21 protein-coding genes, 1 tRNA gene and 2 pseudogenes are annotated in these 25,582 nt (G+C 41.3%); 6 read left to right on the forward strand and 18 right to left on the reverse strand.

Features of this window, described 5'->3' with window-relative positions; translation table 11 throughout:
• The first annotated feature begins 49 nt into the window (after positions 1 to 49).
• Positions 50 to 754: a cAMP-activated global transcriptional regulator CRP gene (crp, locus tag FTT71_RS00935; RefSeq protein ID WP_167845925.1), complete on the forward strand. Its 705-nt coding sequence runs from the start codon at positions 50 to 52 to the stop codon at positions 752 to 754.
• Between the two features lie 204 nt (positions 755 to 958).
• The gene (locus FTT71_RS00940) at positions 959 to 2,008 is read left to right on the forward strand and encodes an NADP(H)-dependent aldo-keto reductase (protein WP_179989325.1); all 1,050 of its coding nucleotides are present in this window, start codon (positions 959 to 961) and stop codon (positions 2,006 to 2,008) included.
• A 169-nt stretch (positions 2,009 to 2,177) separates the two neighbouring features.
• On the opposite strand, the gene FTT71_RS00945 is transcribed toward FTT71_RS00940, so the two are convergent.
• From FTT71_RS00945 to FTT71_RS00970, 6 genes are all read right to left on the reverse strand, one after another.
• The gene (locus FTT71_RS00945; RefSeq protein ID WP_004971571.1) at positions 2,178 to 2,960 is read right to left on the reverse strand and encodes a M48 family metallopeptidase; all 783 of its coding nucleotides are present in this window, start codon (positions 2,958 to 2,960) and stop codon (positions 2,178 to 2,180) included.
• Between the two features lie 156 nt (positions 2,961 to 3,116).
• On the reverse strand, positions 3,117 to 3,425 hold the full coding sequence (locus FTT71_RS00950) for a hypothetical protein (protein WP_168542510.1): 309 nt from the start codon (positions 3,423 to 3,425) through the stop codon (positions 3,117 to 3,119).
• Positions 3,426 to 3,663: 238 nt separating this feature from the next.
• Positions 3,664 to 4,983, reverse strand: coding sequence for an adenylosuccinate synthase (locus FTT71_RS00955; RefSeq protein ID WP_004971574.1), 1,320 nt, complete (start codon positions 4,981 to 4,983; stop codon positions 3,664 to 3,666).
• 69 nt (positions 4,984 to 5,052) lie between these two features.
• Positions 5,053 to 6,219: an ATP phosphoribosyltransferase regulatory subunit gene (locus FTT71_RS00960; protein WP_096901061.1), complete on the reverse strand. Its 1,167-nt coding sequence runs from the start codon at positions 6,217 to 6,219 to the stop codon at positions 5,053 to 5,055.
• Positions 6,220 to 6,384: 165 nt separating this feature from the next.
• On the reverse strand, positions 6,385 to 6,699 hold the full coding sequence (locus FTT71_RS00965; protein WP_004971580.1) for a hypothetical protein: 315 nt from the start codon (positions 6,697 to 6,699) through the stop codon (positions 6,385 to 6,387).
• Positions 6,700 to 6,834: 135 nt separating this feature from the next.
• Positions 6,835 to 7,869 (reverse strand): type I glyceraldehyde-3-phosphate dehydrogenase, encoded by a 1,035-nt coding sequence (locus tag FTT71_RS00970; RefSeq protein ID WP_096901062.1) that lies wholly within the window; start codon positions 7,867 to 7,869, stop codon positions 6,835 to 6,837.
• Positions 7,870 to 8,331: 462 nt separating this feature from the next.
• Here FTT71_RS00970 and alaS point away from each other — a divergent pair, with 462 nt between their 5' ends.
• The 3 genes from alaS to csrA all read left to right on the forward strand — a co-directional run bounded on the left by alaS (position 8,332) and on the right by csrA (position 12,876).
• Complete coding sequence (gene alaS, locus FTT71_RS00975; RefSeq protein WP_179989323.1) at positions 8,332 to 11,025, forward strand: alanine--tRNA ligase; 2,694 nt, start codon at positions 8,332 to 8,334, stop codon at positions 11,023 to 11,025.
• A gap of 65 nt (positions 11,026 to 11,090) precedes the next feature.
• A complete protein-coding gene (locus tag FTT71_RS00980) occupies positions 11,091 to 12,371 on the forward strand; it encodes an aspartate kinase (protein ID WP_004971586.1) in 1,281 nt (426 codons plus the stop codon).
• A 250-nt stretch (positions 12,372 to 12,621) separates the two neighbouring features.
• Positions 12,622 to 12,876, forward strand: a complete 255-nt coding sequence (gene csrA, locus FTT71_RS00985) for a carbon storage regulator CsrA (protein ID WP_004971589.1) — start codon at positions 12,622 to 12,624, stop codon at positions 12,874 to 12,876.
• Positions 12,877 to 13,032: 156 nt separating this feature from the next.
• Here the strand turns inward: csrA and rnhB are convergent, their stop codons facing one another.
• Both rnhB and FTT71_RS00995 read right to left on the reverse strand, forming a co-directional pair.
• A complete protein-coding gene (gene rnhB / locus FTT71_RS00990; protein ID WP_004971591.1) occupies positions 13,033 to 13,614 on the reverse strand; it encodes a ribonuclease HII in 582 nt (193 codons plus the stop codon).
• Between the two features lie 93 nt (positions 13,615 to 13,707).
• Positions 13,708 to 14,094 carry a hypothetical protein gene (locus FTT71_RS00995; RefSeq protein WP_004971594.1) on the reverse strand — a complete coding sequence of 129 codons (387 nt, stop codon included), beginning with the start codon at positions 14,092 to 14,094 and terminating at the stop codon, positions 13,708 to 13,710.
• Between the two features lie 382 nt (positions 14,095 to 14,476).
• On the opposite strand from FTT71_RS00995, the pseudogene FTT71_RS01000 reads away from it, so the two are divergent.
• A pseudogene (locus FTT71_RS01000) lies at positions 14,477 to 14,912 on the forward strand (cytochrome b).
• A 105-nt stretch (positions 14,913 to 15,017) separates the two neighbouring features.
• Here FTT71_RS01000 and FTT71_RS01005 read toward each other — a convergent pair.
• The 10 genes and pseudogenes from FTT71_RS01005 to FTT71_RS01050 all read right to left on the reverse strand — a co-directional run bounded on the left by FTT71_RS01005 (position 15,018) and on the right by FTT71_RS01050 (position 25,474).
• Entirely contained in the window at positions 15,018 to 16,019 is a 1,002-nt protein-coding gene (locus FTT71_RS01005) for an adenosine deaminase (RefSeq protein ID WP_096901064.1), read from the reverse strand.
• A 99-nt stretch (positions 16,020 to 16,118) separates the two neighbouring features.
• Positions 16,119 to 17,441, reverse strand: coding sequence for an NCS2 family permease (locus FTT71_RS01010; RefSeq protein ID WP_179988410.1), 1,323 nt, complete (start codon positions 17,439 to 17,441; stop codon positions 16,119 to 16,121).
• Between the two features lie 417 nt (positions 17,442 to 17,858).
• Positions 17,859 to 18,038 (reverse strand): hypothetical protein, encoded by a 180-nt coding sequence (locus tag FTT71_RS01015; RefSeq protein WP_180064512.1) that lies wholly within the window; start codon positions 18,036 to 18,038, stop codon positions 17,859 to 17,861.
• Between the two features lie 116 nt (positions 18,039 to 18,154).
• A pseudogene (locus tag FTT71_RS01020) lies at positions 18,155 to 18,679 on the reverse strand (ABC transporter permease); the annotation flags it as partial.
• Positions 18,680 to 18,883: 204 nt separating this feature from the next.
• A tRNA-Val gene (locus FTT71_RS01025) sits at positions 18,884 to 18,960 on the reverse strand.
• Between the two features lie 32 nt (positions 18,961 to 18,992).
• A complete protein-coding gene (locus tag FTT71_RS01030; protein WP_180160658.1) occupies positions 18,993 to 21,020 on the reverse strand; it encodes a DUF3488 and transglutaminase-like domain-containing protein in 2,028 nt (675 codons plus the stop codon).
• Positions 21,021 to 21,025: 5 nt separating this feature from the next.
• Positions 21,026 to 21,934 carry a DUF58 domain-containing protein gene (locus FTT71_RS01035; RefSeq protein ID WP_179988350.1) on the reverse strand — a complete coding sequence of 303 codons (909 nt, stop codon included), beginning with the start codon at positions 21,932 to 21,934 and terminating at the stop codon, positions 21,026 to 21,028.
• 7 nt (positions 21,935 to 21,941) lie between these two features.
• Positions 21,942 to 22,901, reverse strand: coding sequence for a MoxR family ATPase (locus FTT71_RS01040; protein ID WP_096901148.1), 960 nt, complete (start codon positions 22,899 to 22,901; stop codon positions 21,942 to 21,944).
• A gap of 157 nt (positions 22,902 to 23,058) precedes the next feature.
• Positions 23,059 to 23,364, reverse strand: a complete 306-nt coding sequence (locus FTT71_RS01045) for a YbdD/YjiX family protein (protein WP_004971610.1) — start codon at positions 23,362 to 23,364, stop codon at positions 23,059 to 23,061.
• A 10-nt stretch (positions 23,365 to 23,374) separates the two neighbouring features.
• Positions 23,375 to 25,474, reverse strand: coding sequence for a carbon starvation CstA family protein (locus FTT71_RS01050; protein WP_004971612.1), 2,100 nt, complete (start codon positions 25,472 to 25,474; stop codon positions 23,375 to 23,377).
• Positions 25,475 to 25,582 lie beyond the last annotated feature (108 nt).

Raw genomic sequence — 25,582 nt, forward strand, 5'->3', positions numbered from 1 at the left:
GACTAGGTCTTGTGCGATCTATTATTTATCCATTTTCGGAACCGTTAGCATGACTTCAAACTTTTCACAGCTGAGCACTGATGCATTGTCCCCTGGACAACTGCCTGACTCAGTCAAAGCATTATTAAAACGTGCATACATCAACCGTTATCCAAAACGGACAACTATTGTTGATGCAGGGACTGAATCTAAATCGTTATATTTGATTTTAAAAGGTTCAGTATCAATTATTCTTCGCGAAGATGATGATCGCGAAATTGTTGTGGCATATTTGAATCCAGGCGACTTTTTTGGGGAAATGGGTCTGTTTGAATCGAATCCACAACGTACTGCAGAAGTTCGTACTCGTGATGTCTGTGAAATTGCAGAAATTACTTATGAAAACTTCCACGAACTCAGCAAACAATATCCTGACTTAAGCTATGCCGTTTTTGCACAGCTGGTACGTCGTTTAAAAAATACTACACGTAAGGTAACTGACCTTGCCTTTATAGATGTGTCTGGTCGTATTGCACGTTGTTTGATTGACCTTTCTGCACAGCCAGAAGCTATGATTTTACCAAATGGTCGTCAGATTCGTATTACACGTCAGGAAATTGGCCGTATTGTTGGTTGTTCACGTGAAATGGTTGGTCGTGTACTGAAAACGCTTGAAGAGCAAGGCATGATTGAAACTGATGGTAAAGCCATTCTGATTTTTGATGCTTCTTTGGAGCAAAATGAAGCCACTGATGGCGACTTTGATGACGAATAAGCCATCCACATGCTAAGCAAAAAGCAAATCTTCGGATTTGCTTTTTTATTGCCTGTATATAACTTATAGCCATTTTCAACTATAAAAATATAATTCTTACGACCATTACAAAGCATCAGCAATTTTAACTGCCACAAGCGGCTCAAAATGGTTTAGCCTCTTAGGACATGACTTCATAAAGACAATGTTAAGCGAGATGCTAAGATGCAATTTAGACCTTTGGCAAAAACAGGCATTCTAGTTCCAGAAATCTGTTTAGGCACCATGACATTTGGTGAACAAAATACCCAGCAAGAAGCCTTTCAACAACTCGATTATGCGCTAGAACGAGGCTTATATTTTTGGGATACCGCAGAAATGTATCCCGTACCACCAAAAGTAGAAACTCAAGGTGCAACCGAAACCATCATTGGCAATTGGTTACAGCAACGTGGCGGACGTGACAAATTATTTTTAGCCTCTAAAATTGCAGGCCCTTCGCAAGGCGGCAGTCATATTCGAGACGGCAAAACCCGCTTTAACGCAGAGGATATTCATTCTGCACTGGATGGCAATTTAAAACGCCTGCAAACCGACTATATCGACTTATACCAACTGCACTGGCCACAACGCCCAACCAACTTTTTTGGCAAACTTGGTTATGGCAACCAAGAAGCACAAAATACGCAAGAAGTAACCGACCTTGCTGAAACCTTAACCGCGTTGCAACAAGAAATTCAAAAAGGACGGATTCGCTATATAGGTCTGTCGAATGAAACCCCTTGGGGCACCATGAAGTTTTTACACTTAGCAGAACAATTAGGATTAAGTAAATTTGTCAGCGTACAAAATCCATATAACCTGCTGAATCGTACTTATGAAATTGGCATGTCTGAAATCGCCCATTATGAAGGTGTTGGACTACTCGCCTACTCACCTTTGGCTTTTGGTTATTTAACTGGTAAATTCCGTCATGGCGCACGCCCTGCCAATGCACGTGTCACGCTATATTCACGTTTTAGCCGTTACAGTAATCCACAAAGCGAATGGGCAACCGAGCAATACGCCCAACTTGCAGAACAACACGGCTTGAGTTTGACGCAACTGGCGCTGGCATTTATCAAGCAGCAATTTTTTGTGACAAGTACCATTATTGGCGCGACGAATATGGCGCAACTCAAAGAAAATATTGATGCCTTTGACATCACCTTATCAGATGAAATTTTACAAGGCATTGAAGCCATTCATCGTCAACAACCCAATCCAGCGCCCTAATTTTATTTTAAGCACTGCTTTAAAATGAAATTAAAAATATGAACTCAGCAATAACTCATCATTTTTATGCTGTTTAAAGTCAAAAAGTCTTCATAAAAAAAGATGCGCATAAAACCATGCGCATCTTTTTTGTGTTTTATCTTAACCAGTTGAACTGGCTGAGGTCATCTTAACGACGACTTTGGTTATATAGCGCTTGTGCTGCTGGCAAGTTTTTACGCATTGCTTCAATACGCTGACTGTTCGATGGGTGAGTCGATAAGAAGGACGCACCGCCGCCACCTTCAAGCTTGTTCATTTTTTCCCAAAGGGTAATTGCAGCTTGTGGGTTATAACCTGCACGCGCCATCAGCATTAAACCACCCTGATCGGCACGACTTTCCAAATTACGTGAATATGGCAAGCCAATCCCAATTTGGGTACCCAATTGCGCTGCTGCTGCACCCAATTGACCAACGTTATTGCCTGCCGCACTTAAACCTACGTTCAAGGCAATATTGGTTAAAGCCTGTGCACCAATTTTACTTTTCGCGTGTTCTTCTAAAGCATGCACCATTTCATGCCCCATAATTGCGGCAATTTCAGCATCAGTTAAATTCAGTTTATTCACAATACCAGTGTAGAACACCACTTTACCACCAGGTGCGACAAAAGCATTAACTTGATCAGACTTAAGTACCGCCAATTGCCACTGGAAAGGCTGACCTGTTTGGTTCATTTGATTGGCATGTGGGATCAAACGCTGAAACACAGTATTGATACGTTTATACGTGGTGGAGCTTGTGTCTAACTGATTTTTATTGCGTGCGTCTTGCACCATTTCATTATAGCTTTTGGTAGCAGTTGCATTTAAGGTCGCAGTATCTGCACCCGCCATGTCTGCAACAGTCGTACACCCTGAAACTGTGATTGCGCCTGCGGCACATAAACTTAACATCAGTTTTTTGTTCATTATAATAATCTCCGCCTTGCGAGCTATCTTCATACCAATCAATTATATGAAATCAATTCAAGGCTTTAAATCTATAATCACTTCATAAACATATCATTTATGTAAACAACGCCTAAGCTGTGTACAGATTGTATGTTTGAGCGATCAATCACTACCCTAGTAAAGAAATTGATAACACAACCAAAATACTAAACAGAAAATATTTAAACCCAAGTAAATTTTAGACACTACTTCTACTTTTTCTTCCATTTCTGGATTTTTGCGTTTGTAGAGTAGGTAAGCATTTTGAATCAGAATCAGTGGCACCAAAATACAGGCAAAAATAACGCTTAAACCAATAAATGCCTGGTACATAATATTCGGATCATGCTTTTGCGATAAAATCAGCATCATGGCAATGGTCGGTGCGCCGCCCATCGCAAACAATAAAGAATAAAAAATCGTACTGGTAATATTTTTATGCATCCTGCATAACCTTAATTAAATTTAATTTTCTAAAGCCATTGTAACAAGCCACCCTGCTCTGCACAGCGCCAGTCATCTGCAACTTTAGTCTTGAAAAAACAACTCACTCAGCATCATCTATAATGTTTCCAAAAATGAGTCGCTATTGAAACTGAAACAACAGCAATAAAAAGCCCCATCATTTAGACAGGGCTGAATACATCATCAGAGCTTAAATGCTATGCTAAATCACAACGACTTAAGCATCAAATGGATGACGTAATACGATAGTTTCTGCGCGGTCTGGACCTGTAGAAATAATGTCGATTGGACATTCAATTAACTGCTCAAGACGTTTGATGTAGTTCACTGCATTTTCAGGCAATTGTTCTACACTGGTCGCACCCACAGTTGATTCAGACCAACCTGGCATTGTTTCATAAATTGGCTTTAAGTTTTCGTATGCAAGCGCATCAGAAGAACCTACACAACCTGAATCGGTATTTTCATAACCTACGCAGATTTTGATTTCTTCTAAACCGTCCAATACGTCTAACTTGGTCAAGCAGATACCAGACAGTGAGTTTACATCGACTGAACGACGTAAAATTTCGGCATCAAACCAACCACAACGACGTTGACGACCTGTAGAAGCACCGAACTCGTGACCCACAGTACCTAAGTGTTTACCAATCGCATCACCTACGTCATTTGCTGCGTCATACACCAACTCAGTTGGGAATGGGCCTGCACCTACACGTGTGGTATAAGCTTTGGTAATCCCCAAAACGTAGTCTAAATGTAATGGACCTAAGCCTGAACCAGAGCTTACACCGCCCGCAGTTGTATTCGATGAAGTCACATACGGATAAGTACCGTGGTCAACATCAAGTAATGAACCTTGCGCACCTTCAAACATAATGTTGTCACCGTTTTTACGGTAATTATGAATTTCAGTCGTTACATCAACCACTAATGGTGCAATCACTTCACGCCATTGGTCACATAGCGCTAAAACTTCATCTAACTGAACTGCTTCAACACCGTAGTATTGTGTCAATTGGAAGTTGTGATAGTCCAATAATTCAGTCAATTGAGCGCGTAGTGCTTCACCGCCACGAACCAAGTCAGCAACACGAATCGCACGACGTGCAACCTTGTCTTCATAAGCTGGGCCAATACCACGACCTGTTGTACCAATTTTGGCATTACCACGTTTTTTCTCACGTGCTTGGTCAAGTGCAATGTGGTTCGGCAAAATAAGCGGACAGTTTGGTGAAATACGTAAACGCTCTTTCACTGGCACGCCTTCTTGTTCCAAAATACCCATTTCTTTAATGAGTGCTTCAGGAGAAAGTACTACACCATTACCAATTAAGCACAGTACGTTTTCACGTAAAATACCTGATGGAATGAGGTGTAATACAGTTTTCTTACCACCAACCACGAGAGTATGGCCTGCGTTGTGTCCGCCTTGATAACGAACGACTGCCGCCGCCTGATCTGTGAGCAGGTCGACGATCTTACCTTTACCTTCGTCGCCCCATTGGGTACCAAGTACCACAACATTCTTGCCCATAATAGCCTCATTACATCATGCTGTTAAAATTGAAAACCAAGACCTGTAACATGAAACATGCCTTGGCGATTAAATTTTTTCGACTGTCCACTCACCATTTGCAAGAACCAATTGGTGCGTTGCGTATGGAACCGAGTTTAAATCATCATTACCCAACAATTGAATTACACTAAAGCCTTGCGCACGTGTGTTTTGGATAGCCGCGATTAAATCAGGTTGTGAGCCTTTAGGCGCAACAACAACAGACGATGATTCAAAACGACCTGCACTTAATACAAACAAGTCACAAGAGAAACCTGTTGCAGGGCGCGCACGTCCGAAATGCTGACCAATGCCATCATAACGACCGCCTTGTGCCAATGGTGCAGCACGATTTGGCGCATACACTGCATACATTAAACCTGTGTGATAGTGATAAGAACGCAGCTCAACCACATCAATACCAATATGCAAGTTTGGCCAACGTGCCTGAATTTCAGCTTGTGTTGCTTTCACGGCTTCAAACGCTTGCTTAAATTCGGTATTTTCCAACACATCAGCACTTAAATGAGCCTGCAAAGCAGTTAAATCACTGGCATAGCGACCTAAAGCATAAAAATCTGAACCGAAATTTAAATCTTGGGTAAATTCTGCCAATTCAGGCAATGCTTTACGCTGATATAAATCTGACAATTGACGTTCAGTGGCTTTGCTTAATTCTGCTTGTTTAACCAAGCTACGGAACAAGCCGACATGACCCAAGTCTAAATGCACACCTTCTGCCAAACCTGCCTCTTTTAGCAAGCTGAGCATCAGATCAACCATTTCTACATCGGCATCAATGCTGTCTGAACCAAATAACTCTGCACCCAATTGCAATGGTGCACGTGTGGTATTAAAACCTTGTGGTTTGGTATGTAAAACCGTACCTGCATAGCAGTAACGTGCAATGCCATCTACAGGATGTACATGCGCATCAATACGCGCCACTTGTGGTGTCATATCGGCACGAACACCCAGCAAACGACCTGAAAGTTGGTCGATCACTTTAAATGTGGCAAGGTCTAAATCTTGATTCGATTCTGAAAGAGAAGATAGAGATTCAATGTATTCTATGAATGGCGTGTACACCAACTGATAACCTCGAGATGCGAGGAAATCCAGTGACTTACGACGCAAGCTTTCAATCACTTGCGCTTGTTCTGGTAATACATCAGCTACACCATCAGGTAATAACCATGTCTCTGAAATGGGCATGTTGTAAACCTAAATTCTTGTTTGCGCGGAACGAATCCGCATAAAAAAATCGGGAGCACACCCGATTTCTCCTAGTTTAGCATGATACTTTTGCTCATGCACCTGACTTTTTCTGAAATATGCGGTAAAAAAATATGAATACACCACATCTTTCAAAGCCATCATTTAAAAGTCCTGATTTGATTTCACCGCCTTTGCCAATAAACTGACCAACTCAGCATTTTGCATTTCAAGCTGTGCGGTTTTTTGCACGGTTTTATCTAGCGCATCTTGCTGAACCTGCATCTTTTTAGCCAAATCTTGCATAATCTCCAACGTCTTTTTTAGATGCTCTTCTAAATGTAATACTTTTTGCTCGACTTGCTGTTGATGCTGCACGTCGCTGCTGCTGTCTGCCTGATTTTTAAATTGCAACCAAATCAGAAAAATGACAGCAAGTGCCAGCAAAAAAATAAATCCCCACAATAAAATAATCATCATGCCACTACTCTATTCAAATTTTCTATGCAAACTTTGTTATATCAATCAGTGAATTAACTGTGAATACGAATTATAAAATCTTTCATCACTATTACATGCTTTTTACACTTTGTATATGTCTTAAAAAGTAGCCGCTTACACCGCCCGTTGACTAAAAGATTCACACAAATCTAGTAAACGGTTGGCATAACCCCACTCGTTGTCATACCACGCAAAAACTTTGGCTTGATGACCCACGACCATGGTTTGACTTAAATCGACAATTAAAGAATAAGGTGAATGGTTAAAGTCGCTCGATACCAAAGGCTCATCGGTCACTTGCATAATTTCGGCATAATCATGCGCTGCCGAAGCACACAACACCTGATTCAATTTGTGCACCGTAATTGGTGACTGAGAAATAAAAGTTAAATCAATAGCTGCAACATTAATGGTCGGTACACGAATCGAGTAACCATCAATCCGATCTGCCATTTTTGGCATGACTTGTTTTAATGCACCCAAGGCAGATGAAGTTGTAGGAATAATATTTTGCCCTGATGCACGCGCACGACGTAAATCACGGTGTGCTTGATCCAATACAGTTTGATCGGCTGTGACTGCATGAATTTCAGTCATTAATGCGGTATCAATTCCGAAAGCATCATCAATGATTTTAACTAATGGTACTAAAGCCTGCGTGGTACAAGATACGCTGGAAATAATTTGGTCGGTACTTTTGACTTCATGATGATTCACACCATAAACAATCGCAGCATCTACAGTATCGAATGGTGCAGCACCAATAATTACACGTTTGGCGCCCGCAGTAATATGCTGCGTTGCCGCCTCGCGGGAACGGAACAACCCTGTACATTCCAATACCACATCAACATTTAAGGCTTGCCACGGTAATTGCGCAGGTTGAGCCTGATTCAACACCTGAACTTTTAATTGCGCCAAACCTGCAGAAATATTCAAAAAAATCTGTTCATTTTCGAGGCTAATTTCCACCTGTCCTTTAAAACGACCATGGGTACTGTCATATTTAAATAAATGAACCAAGGTTTCTACATCGGCAATGTCATTTATGGCGACGATTTCAAAATGAAAGTCTTTGGGATTTTCAAACCAAGCCCGCAGCACATTGCGCCCGATTCTACCAAAGCCATTGATTGCCACTCGTTGCATGACCGATCCTTTCATAATGAAATCAAAATTTAAGCACAGACTATGTTAATAGATTTTGAGGCCTTACTGAAAAAAATCAGATCAATTCTGCGAATTTTCACGCAATTTGTTGTTTAATTCGGCAAATCAAAAATATCAGCTTTGACTTTCTAGCTTACATTTACGTTTTCTTAAATTTTGTATTCTACTTTATGGCAGTTCGGCATACTCCGTGACCTACAGTAAACGCTTATTTTGAATGTAAATGTTCATCATCTTCTATTGCAAAGATTTATTCTGCGTAATCGCAACCAAGTTTGCGTCAGAATTGTCATCTATTCACACTAAAATGATTGGTGATAATGGCTTTTTCCGTTATAATTTGGCGTTTTTAAAATTTTAAGCCTGCATGACAGCAAAAGAATTATTTTTGTCAGACTGTCTTGCGTTTAGCCAAATCGGAATTTATGGAGTGACTTGGTTGTGAGTACTCGTTTTATGACATCAGCTGAAATTCGTGAAGCATTTTTGCGTTACTTTGAATCGCAAGGGCATACACGTGTCGCATCGAGTTCTCTAGTACCCGCCAATGACCCAACCCTGTTATTTACCAATGCAGGTATGAACCAGTTTAAAGACTGTTTCCTTGGGTTAGAAAAACGTGATTATGTACGTGCTGTATCGTCACAAAAATGTGTGCGTGCAGGCGGTAAACATAACGATTTAGACAATGTGGGTTATACCGCACGTCACCATACTTTCTTTGAAATGTTAGGTAACTTCTCGTTTGGTGATTATTTCAAACGTGATGCAATTAAATTTGCTTGGGAATTTTTAACCAGTGAACAATGGTTAGCGCTACCAAAAGACCGTTTATATGCCACGGTTTACCACACCGATGATGAAGCATTTGACATCTGGAACAAAGAAATTGGTTTAGATGCTTCTCGTATTATCCGTATTGGCGATAACAAAGGCGGCCAATATGCTTCAGACAACTTCTGGGCAATGGGTGATACAGGTCCTTGCGGTCCGTGTTCTGAAATTTTCTATGATCATGGCGATCATATCTGGGGTGGCTTACCAGGCACACCTGAAGAAGATGGCGACCGTTTCATTGAAATTTGGAACAACGTATTCATGCAGTTCAACCGCACTGCAGATGGTGTATTACACCCACTTCCAGCACCGTCTGTAGATACAGGCATGGGCTTGGAGCGTATTTCTGCAGTATTGCAACACGTCAACTCTAACTACGAAATTGATCTGTTCCAGCACTTACTCAAAAATGCAGCACAGATTATTGGTTTAGACACGACTGCTCTTGAAGTAACTGCACAGCAAACTGGCAAGCCTGTAGACTACCCTGCTTCACTCAAAGTAGTTGCTGACCACGCTCGTTCTTGCTGCTTCCTAATTGCCGATGGCGTGAATCCATCGAATGAAGGTCGTGGTTATGTATTGCGTCGTATTATTCGTCGTGCAGTACGTCACGGCAACAAGCTTGGCGCAACAGGTTCATTCTTCCACAAAATGCTTCAGCCTTTAATTGAAGTAATGGGTCAAGCTTATCCTGAACTTGCAGCAAATCAAGCGCGTATTGAAGCGCAACTTCTAAAAGAAGAAGAACAATTTGCCAAAACGCTTGAGCAAGGTTTGAAATTGCTTGAAGGTGAATTGGCACAGCTTAAAGGCTCGGTCATTCCTGGTGAAGTGGTATTTAAACTATATGACACTTACGGCTTCCCAACAGATTTAACGGCAGATATTGCACGTGAACGCGACTTGACCATTGACGAAGCAGGCTTTGAAGTTGAAATGGCAGCGCAACGTCAACGTGCACGCGATGCAGGTAAATTTGCCGTTGACTACAACTCAATTGTAAAAGTTGAAGGTGAAACTCAATTTGATGGCTATGACGCAACGACTGGTCAGGGTCAAATTGTGGCTATTTATAAAGATGGCGAACAAGTCGATGAAGTAGTTGAAGGCGATGAAGCTTTAATCGTACTCAATCAAACCCCGTTCTATGCAGAAAGCGGTGGTCAGATTGGTGATACAGGTCTATTCAAAAACGAAACAGGTATTTTTGAAGTTCAAGACACCAAAAAATCTGGCGGTGCTTTTGTTCATCAAGGTATTGTTACCATGGGCAGTTTAAAAGCTGCGCAAGCGGTGGAAGCGATTGTAAAAGCAGACATCCGCGAAGCTACTGCACGCAACCACTCTGCAACACACTTATTGCACGCTGCCCTACGTCAAGTTTTAGGTGCACACGTACAGCAAAAAGGTTCGTTGGTTGCTTCTGATATTTTACGTTTTGACTTTGCCAATGACCAACCTGTGTCATTTGAACAATTGCAAGAAATTGAGCGTTTGGTAAATGCAGAAGTCATTGCCAATACCGCAGTTTCTACTGAATTACTGGATATTGAAGCAGCCAAAGCCAAAGGCGCAATGATGCTATTTGGTGAAAAGTATGGCGATGAAGTTCGCGTACTTTCTATGGGTTCAATCATTGAAGATAAAAACTTCTCCATTGAACTTTGTGGCGGTATTCACGTGAAACGTACAGGTGATATTGGTCTGTTCAAAATCATCTCTGAAGGTGGTGTTGCAGCTGGTGTACGTCGTATTGAAGCAATTACAGGCAGCAAAGCCGTTGAAGCCGTTCAAAAAACTGAACGCGATATCAACAGCATCAATGCTTTGTTGAAAGCACAAAAAGACCAAACTTTAGAAAAAGTGAATACATTGGTCGATACAGCATCTAGCCTTCAAAAGCAGATTGAACAGCTCAATCAAAAATTAGCGCACTTCCAAGCAGCTGAACTTTTAAGTCAAGTACAAGAACTTGCTGGACGTACCACGCTCATTACCACTGTACAAAATATGGATGCAAAATCACTGCGTAATTTGCACGACGGTGTAAAATCCAAACTCGACCAAGCAGTGATTGTACTTGCAGGTGTAGAAGGCGATAAAGTCAGCTTAATCGCTTCTGTTGCACCAGACTTTACTGCTACGATTAAAGCAGGAGACATCATCAAACACTTGGCTACAGAACTAGGTGGTAAAGGTGGTGGTAAACCTGATTTGGCACAAGGTGGCGCGCCACTTAACGAGAACTTTGCAACGGTGATGGCAGGTTTAACTGCTTGGCTTGCGGCAAAATAATCTCACTTTTTGTGTAACTGACCCTGAGCAGGTAAATTCGGGGTCATGGCTTATATGGAACAACTATGGCACTAATCGTTCAAAAATATGGCGGTACCTCAATGGGTACTCCCGAGCGCATTTTAAATGTTGCTCGTCGTGTGAAGCGCTGGCATGATCATGGCCACAAAGTAGTGGTTGTCGTTTCTGCCATGAGTGGCGAAACCAATCGCCTACTCGCTCTCGCGAAAGCCATTACCGAAACCCCTGATCCGCGTGAATTAGACCAAATGGTGTCTACAGGCGAACAGGTGACGATTTCGATGTTAGCGATGGCGCTGAATTCTATTGGCGTTGCAGCAAAATCACTAACTGGTCGCCAAGTTGGTATTCAAACTGACAGCGCATTTACCAAAGCACGTATTGAAGCGATTAATACTGACGTGTTAACTGAAAACCTAGACGCAGGCCGTGTGATTGTGGTTGCTGGTTTCCAAGGGTTTGATGCTGAAGGTAACACCACGACTTTAGGTCGTGGCGGTTCTGATACTTCTGGCGTTGCACTTGCTGCTGCATTGAAAGCCGATGAATGTCAAATTTACACTGACGTAGATGGCGTTTACACCACAGACCCACGCGTTGCACCAAAAGCCAAAAAAGTAGATCGTATTTCTTTTGAAGAAATGCTAGAAATGGCTTCTTTAGGTTCTAAAGTATTGCAAATTCGTGCGGTTGAATTTGCAGGTAAATACCAAGTACCTTTACGTGTATTATCAAGTTTTGATAATGACAATGATGGCGCATTCGACGAAGATTTTAAACAAAATGTCGGCACACTCATTACTACTGAATTGGAAGACAACATGGAACAACCTATCATCTCAGGTATCGCGTTTAACCGTGACGAAGCAAAATTAACTATTTTAGGTGTGCCTGATGAGCCAGGTATTGCATCTAAAATCTTGTCACCTATTGGCGCTGCCAATGTTGAAGTTGACATGATCATCCAAAACGTAGAAGAAGATGGTACTACCGACTTTACTTTTACTGTAAACCGTGGCGAACTTGCCAAAGCAAAATCAATTCTTGAAGCAACTGCCAAAGAAATTGGTGCACGTGAAGTCGCTACACGTGGTGACATCGTGAAAGTATCTATCGTAGGTGTAGGTATGCGTTCACACGCAGGTGTTGCAAGCAAAATGTTTACTGCACTTGCAGATGAAGGCATCAACATTCTAATGATTTCTACTTCTGAAATTAAAATTTCAGTCATTATTGAAGAAAACTATTTAGAGCTTGCAGTACGTACTTTACACACTGTATTTGGTCTAGATCGTGAAAGCGGTGAGTCTAGCGCACGCGCTTAATACGCCCCTGTCAGAAAATGTAATTGTCTGACAAATTTTGCGAAAAAGTACAAAAAAATAGAGCCACTATAGTTTTTTTTATAGTGGCTCTGTTATATTGAGCAACATGCTTTCATAAATTTTGGCAGCGCTGTATCTTATAAAATAAATAATGATACGTTCCGTTAAAATTTACTGGTTTTTATTTGGTTGTGACTTTTAAATTGCTTTAAAAATCAATGCAGGTTTAGCATTTTGCAAGGAGATAAACATGCTGATTCTGACCCGACGTGTCGGAGAAACATTAATGATTGGGGACCAAGTCAGCGTGACTGTGCTTGGTGTCAAAGGTAACCAAGTTCGTATTGGTGTAAATGCCCCGAAAGAAGTATCGGTTCATCGTGAAGAAATCTATCAACGTATTCAACACGAGCGTGCCATGCATGAGCATTTGCAACATTTAGATCAAGATTATCAACCTTCATTTGAAGAAGATAACTACTCGCAAAATGACTTTAATCGTTAAACGATTAAGGTAATTGAATATAAAGCGGCTCATTTGCCGCTTTAAATTTTTCTGCTGAATGCTTTTTAAAAACTCGCATCATTTCAGAGTTGCTCGCTGATTCGAAGCATGTAAAGACTATTTTACAGGCAACTCAGCACAAGTTTTGCATGAAAATTACTGTGAGTTTTCCATTAATTCTAAAGCTTTACGCACAGGTGCAAAACTACGTCGATGTGCCGCAATCACGCCATGCTGTGCAATGGCTTCAAAATGTGCTTTGGTTGGATAACCTTTATGTTTGGCAAAACCAAATTGTGGAAATGCTTGATCAAGCAATACCATTTCACGGTCACGCGCCACTTTAGCTAAAATACTGGCTGCCGAAATCTCTGCATGTAATGCATCTCCCCCAACAACGGCATCACAAGACATCGCTAAACCCTGCGGAATTTTATTGCCATCGACTAAGACATGCTCAGGTTGAATAGATAAGGCTTCCACCGCACGACGCATCGCCAATAACGACGCTTGCAAAATATTCAGTTCATCAATTTCGGCTGCAGATGCTTCTGCAATTGCCCAAGCCAAAGCCTTTTCCTGAATTTCAACAAATAACTTTTCACGCTTTTTTTCTGTCAGTTTTTTAGAATCATTTAAACCTTCAATCGGGTTATTCGGATCTAAAATAACTGCCGCAGCGACAACAGAACCCACTAAAGGCCCACGCCCTGCTTCATCTACACCTGCAATTTTCATCATCTTTTTCCAGAAAAAATAGGCTGAAATCTTCAGCCTATCTTACGATGCGAATCAACACGCACCATCTTTAATTTTACAGAATCAGTAAACTTATCTTACTGCTTCTGCCACACATGCATTAATGGTTCTTGATACTGCATTGCTCACAATCGTTGCACGTGCAGCAGGGTCAATTGCTGCAGTGGCTAAATCTACTGCAGTCACGTTTTGTGGTGCTTTTTCACTGACACAACCACAAATTTCCGCTTGAACATTTTGCTTTTGCGTTGGTGTCATAACACGTGTCGCAGTGTGCCATGCAGGAATGTTGTTTAATTCAGTCACACACTTGGCATTAATTGCAATTTTAATCGCCGCCATACCCAATTGTTGAGTTGCTGTCGGTGCAGTTGTCGTTCCTGTAGTAGTACCTGTAGTGGTGGTACATGCAGATAAAACCAAAGCGATAGGTGCCAATACAGCGAGTAGTTTTTTCATGGATATTTCCTGTATTTAATATTCAAGTCATTTGGGTGAAACAATGCCGCTATTGTGCCTAAACTTGTTTGGCGAAGGAATAGCTTTTTGCAATTTCTACATTCAAGTGCTTAGGCTAGAGGCTGTTGATAATTCTTCTATGTTTGCGACATGAGAGATATATCTCGCAACGTTTTTTAGCCGATATAAAGCATGAGGCAGGAAATTAGTCATTCTAAATGACTGACTCATAACGCAATAGCAGCAAAAAATATGCTCGTTCCCTCAAGAACGCTATTTTTTTGCAGCGTCGCAGATTTTCAACACTCCGTTGCAGGTGGATACTTTTTTCGCTACATGCTGTTGTTTAGCATGCAAGCACACTATTCGCCTGAAATACAACATGAACAGTTCCACTTCATATTACACCCGTACCGCACAAGTTTTACATTGGCTCATGGCGATTATTTTTATTGGTGATTCGCTTATTTTGGCGTTACACCCACCCTGCGCCACAACTGCCTGACAGCATGTCACCGTTGATGAAAACACTAGCGCATTTAGGACATCTAGGTCTGTATTTTATGCTGATTGCGATTCCAATCACGGGCTGTTTGTTTAGCTGGAGCGTGGGTAAACCTGTGCCTGTGTTGTATTTATTTGAAATTCCAGCCTTGGTGGATAAGAACCCCGAACTATTAGCAATTGTTAAACCTGTGCATACTTATTTGTCATGGTTTGCAGGGGCAATGGTGGTTGGGCATATGCTTGCAGCACTTAAACATCACTTTATAGATAAAGACGATGTATTGCGTAGTATGACGCAACAAGGTAAATAATTTTTAAAGCTTGAGTTTAAAGCGATTCAAATCGTTCTCCCACAAAAAAGCAGCTTAAATTAAGCTGCTTTTTTGTAGTCTAAGCTAATCTAAATTCAGTTTAACTCATCCCAATGCTTGAATTTGCTCAATCCATTTTTGCTTTTCTTCAGCCGAAATAAATGAAGCTTCAAAAGAATTAACCGCCAATTGTTTTAATTCAGCATTGCTTAAATCTAAAGCTTGGCTAATAGCAACAAAGTTATCATTCATATAACCACCAAAATAAGATGGATCATCTGAATTAACTGTCACTTTAACACCCTGCTGCAATAAACGGCGGATGTTGTGCTGTGCCATATCATCCACTACGCATAGCTTTAAATTACTCAATGGACAGACCGTGAGCGGCATTTTCTCTGCAATTAGACGTTGCATTAATACAGGATCTTCTTCAGAACGCACACCATGATCAATACGGTTTACTTTCAGTAAATCTAATGCTTCCCAAACATATTCGGCTGGCCCTTCTTCGCCTGCATGTGCCACGACTAAAAAGCCTGCTTCACGTGCTTTGGCAAAGACACGTTCAAACTTTGAAGGTGGATGTCCAACTTCGCTTGAGTCCAAACCCACTGCGATAATTTGATCTTTATAAGGCAAAGCCTGTTCAAGTGTGGCAAATGCTGCATCTTCGCTTAAATGACGCAAGAAACACATAATTAAATTTGAACTGATGCCTAATTTTGTTTGCGCATCATCACAAGCACGTTGTAAGCCATTAATCACGGTTGCAAATGCCACACCACGCTCGGTATGGGTTTGCGGATCAAAAAACATTTCGGTATGTACCACACGGTCTTCAACACATTTTTCAAAATATGCCCAAGCCAAATCGTAAAAATCTTGCTCATGCACCAACACTTGTGCGCCTGCATAATAAATATCTAAAAAAGACTGCAAGTTATGAAAGTTATATGCTTGTTTGACTTCTTCTACGGACTGATAAGGGATGTCTATTTGGTTGCGCTGCGCAATGGCAAACATCAATTCAGGTTCAAAAGTACCTTCAATATGCACATGCAATTCTGCTTTAGGTAATGCACAGATTAGCTCAAGTTGATTCATGTTCTGTCCTTTTTGCTATTTTATGGGAGAATATTAAAAAATTGATCAAAATAAAAAAGGGTGCAAACTGAGTTTACACCCCTTTTCAGTTTAAGAATATTAACCGCCAAACATGGCAAATTTTAATGCCCAAAGTGCAGCAATAATCCACACCATATAAGGTACAGACTTGGCTTTGCCAGTGAGTAGTTTAATCAGCGCATAGCTAATAAAGCCCATAGCGATGCCATCGGCAATAGAATAAGTAAATGGCATGAACACGACTGTTAAGAATGCAGGCACGGCTTCGGTGATGTCATCCCAATCAATATGCACAATGCCTTGAATCATCAACACACCCACAAATAACAAGGCAGGTGCAGTCGCAAAACCTGGTACCGATTGCGCAAGTGGTGCCAAGAACAAACAGGCAATAAACAACAAGCCAACAATCACTGCGGTTAAGCCTGTACGACCACCCGCTGCAACACCTGCAGATGATTCAATATACGGCGTTGTTGAAGATGTACCCAATGCCGCACCTGCAACAATTGCAGAAGAATCGGCAAAAAGCGCTTTTTTCAAACGAGGTAATTTGCCATCTTGTAATAAGCCTGCGCGGTGTGAAACACCCACTAAAGTGCCTGTGGAGTCAAATAAATCGACCAAGAAAAATACGAAAATTACACCAATTAAACTTGCTGTAAATAGACCTTCAAAGTCCATTTGCATAAAAGTAGGTGCAATAGATGGAATTTCACCAACCACTCCTTTAAATTCACTTAAACCTAAAGCTGTTGAAATCGCAGTTAGCACCAAAATACTGATGATAATTGCACCACGCACTTTAAAGTGATGCATCACCACCACCATTAAAAACCCCAATAGCGCTAAAAGTACAGTGGGTTGTTTTAAGTCACCTAAGCCCACCAAAGTCGCAGGATTATCGACAATAACACCAGCATTTTTAAGCGCGATTAAAGCAAGGAATAAACCAATACCACCGCCTATGGCTAATTTTAATGACATGGGAATGGCATTAACAATGGCTTCACGGATTTTAAACATGCTAATGGCAATGAAAATAATCCCTGATACAAAAACTGCAGCCAAAGCCGTTTGCCAAGGCACACCCATGCCTAAACAAACCGAGTAAGTGAAATAGGCGTTTAGCCCCATGCCTGGTGCGAGTGCGATTGGGTAATTGGCAACAATTCCCATCACCAAGCAGCCAATAGCTGCGGCTAAACAGGTGGCGACAAAGACAGCTCCATGATCCATTCCTGTTTCAGATAAAATCATCGGATTGACAATAATGATGTAACACATGGTTAAGAATGTGGTTACACCCGCCAAAATCTCGGTACGGAATGTGGTCTTGTTTTCACTTAATTTGAATAAGCGCTCAAGCATTCCCGCTGAGGATGGATTAGGAGTCGTCATGACCTAGCCCCTGTAAATAAACTGAATTTGCAGCATGACACAATTTTAAGTCAGCACTTAAAAGCCTGTGTCAGTTGCGGCAATGGATTTGCCCAATGAGCATGTAAAATTACATGAAAAAGATAAACTTAATTCACAATCAAGCATTTGATTTTATCAAAATCAAAAATTCGGAATGCTAAATAAAAAAGCCGCATAAATTTTATGCAGCTTTGTTCATCTTTTTTTACTTCAGTCACTCTCAAAAGTAATGCCTTTGAGTTGTGATGAAGCAGTTTCAATTGGCAAATTATACCATAGGGATTTTTTAAAAATTCTAGTTTTTTGAATTAAAGATAAAATTTTACGATAAAGTGAAGCACACAAAAGTGTGATGAATAAAGCAATTACCACACAACATGTTAGAGATTTCTACGCTTATTCTGTGACTTGCAAAATCTGTGGTGTAGCCGCTTCTGTTTTTTCTAGCGATAAATTTGCAGATTCAGTCAAAACTTGGTTCAGTTCTGTCTGCTTTCGCGTTTCCTCTTCCAAGTAAACGAGATAACCTAATAAAACGACCAACACCACCAAAACTGGTACAAGAATGTGTTTCATGTCATTTACTTTTATTGAACAATTTTCATACATATTAGCAAAAATTATGCCTAGTGTAACTTTTAATACACCTTAATCAAAATTTTTGCTTCAACCATCAAACTTAATTCATCACATTAAGCCATTGTATGGATGGTATTTTTAAAGCGTTTCCAAGATACATCGAAAAAAATTGTTGCAATTGCGATTAGCCATAGAAACGAAGGCCAGACCACATCCAATCCTGCATTTCGGTATAAAACTGCTTGAGCCAATGTTACAAAATGCGTTGTCGGTGCAATCAGCATGATATTTTGAATGATTTCTCTTGGTGTACTTGCCCCAGACAGCATTTGCAAGGGAATCAAAATAAGCATCATCAGCAAACCAAATTGCGGCATCGATTTAGACACGGTTGCCATGTATATACCCATTGAGGTTGTTGCAAATAAGGTCAGCAAGGCTCCAAAGAAAAACAACAACAAACTTCCTTCTATGGGTACCTGCAATGCCCCCTGCACCACTACTTTTAAGCCTAAAAAAGCTGCTAAAAGCACCACAAGGCTCATCGATAAAACCTTTGCCAGCATAATTTCAAAAACCGTGACTGGCATAACCATTAAATGCTCAATGGTGCCATGTTCTCGCTCACGAATCAGTGCACAAATGAAATGTGGAAAGAGGCTTCAAAGCTCTAGTGCAAAATAAGCCGAAAACTTACATGTGTACACCACTGTGTACATATTTTTAAACTATAAGCGAATTTATGTATCTTTAAGAAAAGCAATAAAAAAGCCCTAAATCGTTATAATTCAGAGCTTTATTACTTATATGAAGTTATGTAACAACATATAATTTTAATGTATTGGTAGGCATATCCAGACTCGAACTGGAGACCTCTACGATGTCAACGTAGCGCTCTAACCAACTGAGCTATACGCCTAAAGTGCTTCGCATCATATTCAGTTTTGATTTTTAAGACAAGTCCTTTCTGTGTTTTTTCAACACATCCGAGCAAGTTTTAAGCAAATCAAAAAACACCTGCTCTGAAACACGGTCATGTTCAGGCGCATAAGAATATTGTTGATAGCACACGCCTAAACGCTTAAATGCCTCTTGTTCATTTGCATCTACCTGCGCTGCTAAACGCTGCATCCACACACTCACTGTTTCTGCATCCTGTTTTTGCAACTGAGCGGGCAATCTTTTAGAAAATTTGTCTAAGGCACGATTTATGCGAGAACCTTGCTGACGTTTTTTCCAAAAAATCCAGCCAAAATACCCTGCTAAGATCATGAGAATACTTGAAACCAACACCGCTGCCAAAACATAGTTTGAGTGCAGCCCTAAGCGTCCAAACCAGTGACGCTGTGACTCGGCATCATAACCCACGACCTTGCTTTGCCATTGATAACTTGCATAATCACTCCACACCCGTAAAGAACGAATAAAACTAGAATGTTGGTATTGCCACATTTGTGTCTCAGCACCCAAAACGGCCCGATCATCTGCCATTAGGTTTTGCATACCATCATCTATACGTTGAGGTGCAATGATGGCTGTCGGGTCTATGCGTACCCATTGTTGATTGAGCAACACTTCTGTCCAAGCATGTGCATCTTGCTGTCGTACTTCCCAGCTTTGTCCATCGGGTGCAAGTTCCCCACCCTGATAGCCCACGACTACACGCGCTGGAATCCCGACATAACGCATCAATAAGGCAAAACTTGAGGCATAATGTTCACAAAAACCTTGCTTACTCTGAAACAAGAATTCATCGACTCGGTTTTGTCCGAGCATTCCAGGTTTTAAGGTATAACTAAAGCCATTATTGCGATACCACTGCAATACATTCTGCACGTAGCGTTCAGGTTGTTGCTGACTTTGAGCAAACATCTGCAGGGCAAATTGCTGAGCTTTTGGGTCAGATTGCGTCTGTACCTGAACATTTAAACGCTGGCTAAAGCGTCGATAACGCTCGTTCTGTGCATCATCCCCTTGAATACGTGCAGATTCCCCAACCCACTGCAAAGCAATCGGTTGAATCCGACCATTTTGACGCTGTGGCACCATACTCCAATCACGGCGTAACACATAGCCGTGTTGATTCGGTACAGATTTTTCCAGCGCCATAATCCACTGTACACGTGGATCTGCTGCAATATATTGATACTGAAAATCGACTTGCTCTAGCTGTAATTGTGCTGCCTGAACGGGTTGTTGATTGCTAAAATTGCTTGTCCATGTGCGACCATCATATTGATCAAGTACCATCGCCCGCCAATATAGTTTTGAACGTGGCGGCAGTTGCTGCATATTCCCCACAATACGAAATGCCAAAGCAGAAGATTGTGATAATTCGGCAATATCGCCCGGTGACATCGTGTCACTAATACCTGTCACGCCTTTGGCATCAGGAATAGGTACATGCCACAATGGCGGTAAACGTGGAAAGAATAAAAACAATAATAAAAAGAATGGCAAAGCGTATGCGATAAACTTGGCGACATTTTTAAGGTCATGCTTTGCATCTTGCCTGCTCGAATGACGCGACGCATAATCTGAAAATGCACTTTTTTGAATCCGATATAACCCAATTAAACAACTGATTAAACATAGAATGACCAACACGGTCATCCACATGCTCTGGCTGTATAAAAATGAACTGGCGCTCACAAAAAGCGCAAAATTAAATAAAATAATCAGGTCGCGCTGAGTATGACTTTCTAAAGCTTTGGCAAACAAAAAGGTGCTTAATAAGGCAACCCCTGCCTCTACACCAATCAGGCTTTTATAACTCAAATAAATGCTGGCTAAGGCACAACAGGTCAATCCATAAGTCCAAACTTTAGAAATACGCGCTGTCTTGTTTTTATAGTGAAGATACAACAGCAACAACATGAGTCCGAAAATGACACTCAATGCCACAGGGCTAAACAGCATGTGAGCAGCCAAAATTAAGATCAGGCTAAGCAGAATAGATTGCTGAATCGAATTGTGCATGATCATCAAGCCTGTGCCAAAAGAATTTTTGCCTGTTTCAACTGTCGCTCGCCTACGCCTTTTTCAAGGGTCGCATGCGGCAAAAACATCGCATAATTCAACTGTTGTTGTTCACATTGTTCAACTAAGCCCATCATCAAACTTAGTTTTTCTTCGTGGGTCGGTGCAGGCATGTGTTCATAGTGAATGTCGATACTCTGTTGATCCTGATATTGTTCAAAAACTTTCACATATAAGCCCTGACCGCGTGCCGCTTGCTTCCACGACACGGCTTGTAAGGAATCGCCCAATTGAAAATCACGCAGCTCACGAAACTCGTCTAAATCGGGTTGAAAGCTGTGTTGATGCTGTTTATTCTCTGCGCTATACATGGCGGCTTTGGGTGCCACCCACGCGGTACGTGACAAATTCAAATAAGTCCACGCACGTACCAAGCCAAAAGGATAAACCGAATAAATGTGTAAATAAGGATAATGAAACTGCCCACGTTGCGCTGCAAAAAATGTCAACACATACTGCTGCTGAGTGTCTTGAATAAGAACCTTTTCTAATTGATGATCGGCTTTAATCCATAAATAGCGTGCCTGCGCGACCTCTTGTTTGAAATGCAATTGTAATTGCAATACTTCACCTACTTGCCCAACTTCGGTGGTCACAATTTCAATCTCTAATTCATGCAGCTGCTTAAAGGTCAAATAAAAACTGATACATAAAATGGCACTGATCAAAAAGCAAAAGCCTAAAATCAGGTTATTGCCATAATTCACGCCTGCAATAAACGTGATCAAAATCAGCACTAAATACAGATAGCCCTGTTGGTAAATAAAAACCAAAATATCTTTTTGTTTTAAGGCCCTGTGTCGATCAAATTTAAAACGTGTCTTGATCCAGTTTTGCCATGCCTGCTTAAACATGCGTGTACTAACTCACTTTAACCTGTTGCATCACATACAAAGTTTCTGCCTCACTCAATCCAATACGATGTGCAGCAACTGCCACAAATACCGCTTGAATATCATCGGCAGTGACAAAACTACGTTGCTCAATTAGAGCATGTGCTTGTGCTGCTTTTTTCAATGCCAAAACACCACGGGTAGATAATCCGTGACGCGCTTTACGGGTTTCTGTGGCTAAGTCGAGTAAGTAATCTAGCGCGGTATCTGACACATAAATTTCCGTGACCAATTGCTGTAAATTTAAAATTTCTGTTTCAGTAAAAATATGGGCCAAACTGGCAATCAGCGCATGTCTGGAGTTTTGTTGCAGCAACATTTTTTCAGCAAAACGCGATGGATAACCCAAAGACAGACGCATTAAAAAACGATCAAGCTGTGATTCTGGCAGCGCATAAGTACCACTTTGAAACAGTGGATTTTGTGTGGCAATCACCCAAAAAGGTTGCGGCAAGCTATAACGCACACCATCCACCGTAACCGCGCCTTCTTCCATCGCTTCCAACAAGGCACTTTGGGTTTTAGGCGAACAACGGTTAATTTCATCTGCCAATAAAATTTGGGTAAAAATAGGGCCTTGCTTAAACTCAAATTGATGTTCTTTTTGATTAAACATATTCACGCCAATCACATCACTGGCCAGCATGTCATTGGTAAACTGAATACGCTGAAATTGCAGACCCGCCAAGTGCGATAAGGCACTCGATAAAGTCGTTTTACCTAATCCGGGTAAATCTTCAAAAAGCACATGCCCGCCCGCCAACAAACAACTTAACGCCAATTTGGTCTGCTGTTCTTTATCTAAAATAATGGTATTAATTTCAGTCAAAAAAGCCTGAATTTTTCCAGCATAAGATTCAATCTGTGCATTGAGCTGTTGCTGCGCTTGCGTCAGTTGTTGTTTTTGAACTTTTTCTGTACCCCAAATCACAGTAAATCCCCTTATCCCCAATAAAAAACGGCGCATGTTTAAACATACACCGTTTTGCTAAATTTCCAAAGAAATCCTCGAGATATTCTAAACTGCCTAAAAAAGTAAGTTTTAAACAGCTCGTATCTCTATACGTTTCCATCGTGATACGGGATTAACACGGACACTTTTTCAAACCACCTTTTGCCGATGGATAACGCGCATCGACACAGTAGCGATAAAAAGTCTTCGGATCCATGGCTTCTAAATCTGGATGATGCTTACGCATGTGTTCCAAATAATTCTGATAATCGGGTACACCGACCATTAAACGAAAACTTTGTTGCAAACGCTGCCATAAAGTAGCGATACGCGACCAGTTTTTCGGATTCAGAATCAAATCCTTTTGCGACATGATGGTCATTTTAATGATGTTGTAAATCACCGTTTTACTCTGTTGGGCAAATTTAAGCTTAATCATGTGCTCACTCCTAATGACCACTATTCGGCTGAATCGTTTCAGGATCACGATAAATCGCTTCAGCTTCATGTACAGTTGGTGTTGGACTTGCCAAGGCACGACGAATCACCCCAATGGCAGCGAACAACATCACAAATGCCACAATCATAAAGAAACCACATAACACGGCATTAATTTGATTGGACATGACAATGGTTTGCATTTCAGTCACTGTTTTTGCAGGTGCTAAAATTTCATTGCGTTGAATTGCAGCATTGAAACGATCTGCTTGCGCCAAGAAACCAATTTTGGGATTGTCGTGGAAAATCTTTTGCCAACCTGCAGTCATTGAAGTAATGAACAAGAAAACTGTAGGGATAATCGTCACCCAAACATATTTTTCTTTTTTCATTTTAAACAGAATCACTGTACCTAAAATGAGCGCCATCGCTGCCAAAATTTGGTTACCAATACCAAATAGAGGCCATAAGCTATTAATACCGCCTAAAGGATCGACCACGCCTTGATAGACGAAGAAGCCCCAACCAGCCACCGCAACTGCTGTGCCAAGCAAGTTACCAAAGAAGTTATGTGAGTTTTTCACTGCAGGAATAACAATACCTACAGTATCTTGCACCATAAAACGGCAAGCACGTGTGCCTGCATCTACTGCAGTTAAAATAAATAAGGCTTCAAATAAAATGGCAAAGTGATACCAGAATGCCATCATTGAGCGGTTATTAAAAATCTCGGTGATGATATGTGCCATACCAATTGCAAACGTTGGCGCACCACCCGTACGTGACAGAATCGAGCTTTCACCGACTTCTTTTGCCAAAATGGTTAAAGCCTCAGGAGTCACTACAAAGCCTAAATTTCGTACCGCTTCTGCTGCACTTTCCACCGTTGTACCTAAAACTGCAGTGGGTGCATTAATGGCAAAGTACACGCCTGGGTCTAGCACCGTGGCACAAATCATTGCCATGATTGCCACGAAAGACTCCATCAACATGCCGCCATAACCAATCATCCGAATGTCTTTTTCGTTATTGACTAGTTTTGGCGTCGTACCTGAAGACACTAAGGCGTGGAAACCTGAAATCGCACCGCAGGCAATGGTAATAAATAAGAATGGGAACAATGAACCCGCAAATACTGGCCCTGTACCATCAATAAAATGGGTCACCGCAGGCATCTTCATTTCAGGCATTGCAAACACAATCCCGACAGCCAAACCCGCTATAACACCAATTTTTAAGAACGTCGATAAATAATCACGTGGCGCCAATAACAACCACACTGGCAAAACTGAAGCAATAAAACCGTAGGCAATTAAACACCACGTTAATTCTGTGCCACTTAAAGTAAATAAAGGCCCCCAGAATGGATGCTGTGCAACATTTTCACCATAAATAATACCCATCATCATCAGGACAAAACCAATAATGGAAACCTCAGCAATTTTCCCCGGGCGAATAAAACGCATATAAATGCCCATGAAAATCGCAATTGGGATGGTGGCTGCAATACTAAATACGCCCCACGGACTATTGGTTAAAGCTTTCACGACAACCAAAGCGAGTACGGCAAGAATAATCACCATCACGCCCAGCGCACCCAGCATGACAATCACACCAGCAAATGAACCCAACTCTTGTTTTGCCATTTCTCCCAAAGAACGCCCATCACGACGTGTAGAAATAAACAAAACCAAAAAGTCTTGGACTGCACCTGCCAACACCACCCCGACTAAAAGCCAGATCGTGCCGGGTAAATAACCCATTTGTGCTGCAAGAATAGGCCCAACTAAAGGGCCTGCACCTGCAATCGCGGCAAAGTGGTGACCAAATAACACACTTTTATTGGTGGGCACATAATCTAAACCGTCAGCCAAACGATGTGCGGGCGTTAAGCGTCGCTCATTTAACTCAAATACTTTGGTGGCAATAAATAAACTGTAGAAGCGGTATGCAATGCTATAGACACAGACCGCAGCTAAAACTAACCAGACTGCATTGACGTGTTCGCCTCTACTGACTGCCAATATCCCAAAAGATACTGCACCCAATATAGCGACCAAAAGCCATATAATTTTTGAAGTCAGACCAGACTTCGGTTGAACTGTTTCCATGTCAATCTCTCTTCTTGTTACATTTTTTAAGTGTTACTTTTATTGTCGAGATGTAGCTTTATTTCCTAAATCCTTGGTTGATCCTGCTCCTTTTATTTTGATGTCTGC

The sequence above is a fragment of the Acinetobacter sp. YH01004 genome, from assembly GCF_013420455.1.
Taxonomy (GTDB): domain Bacteria; phylum Pseudomonadota; class Gammaproteobacteria; order Pseudomonadales; family Moraxellaceae; genus Acinetobacter; species Acinetobacter towneri.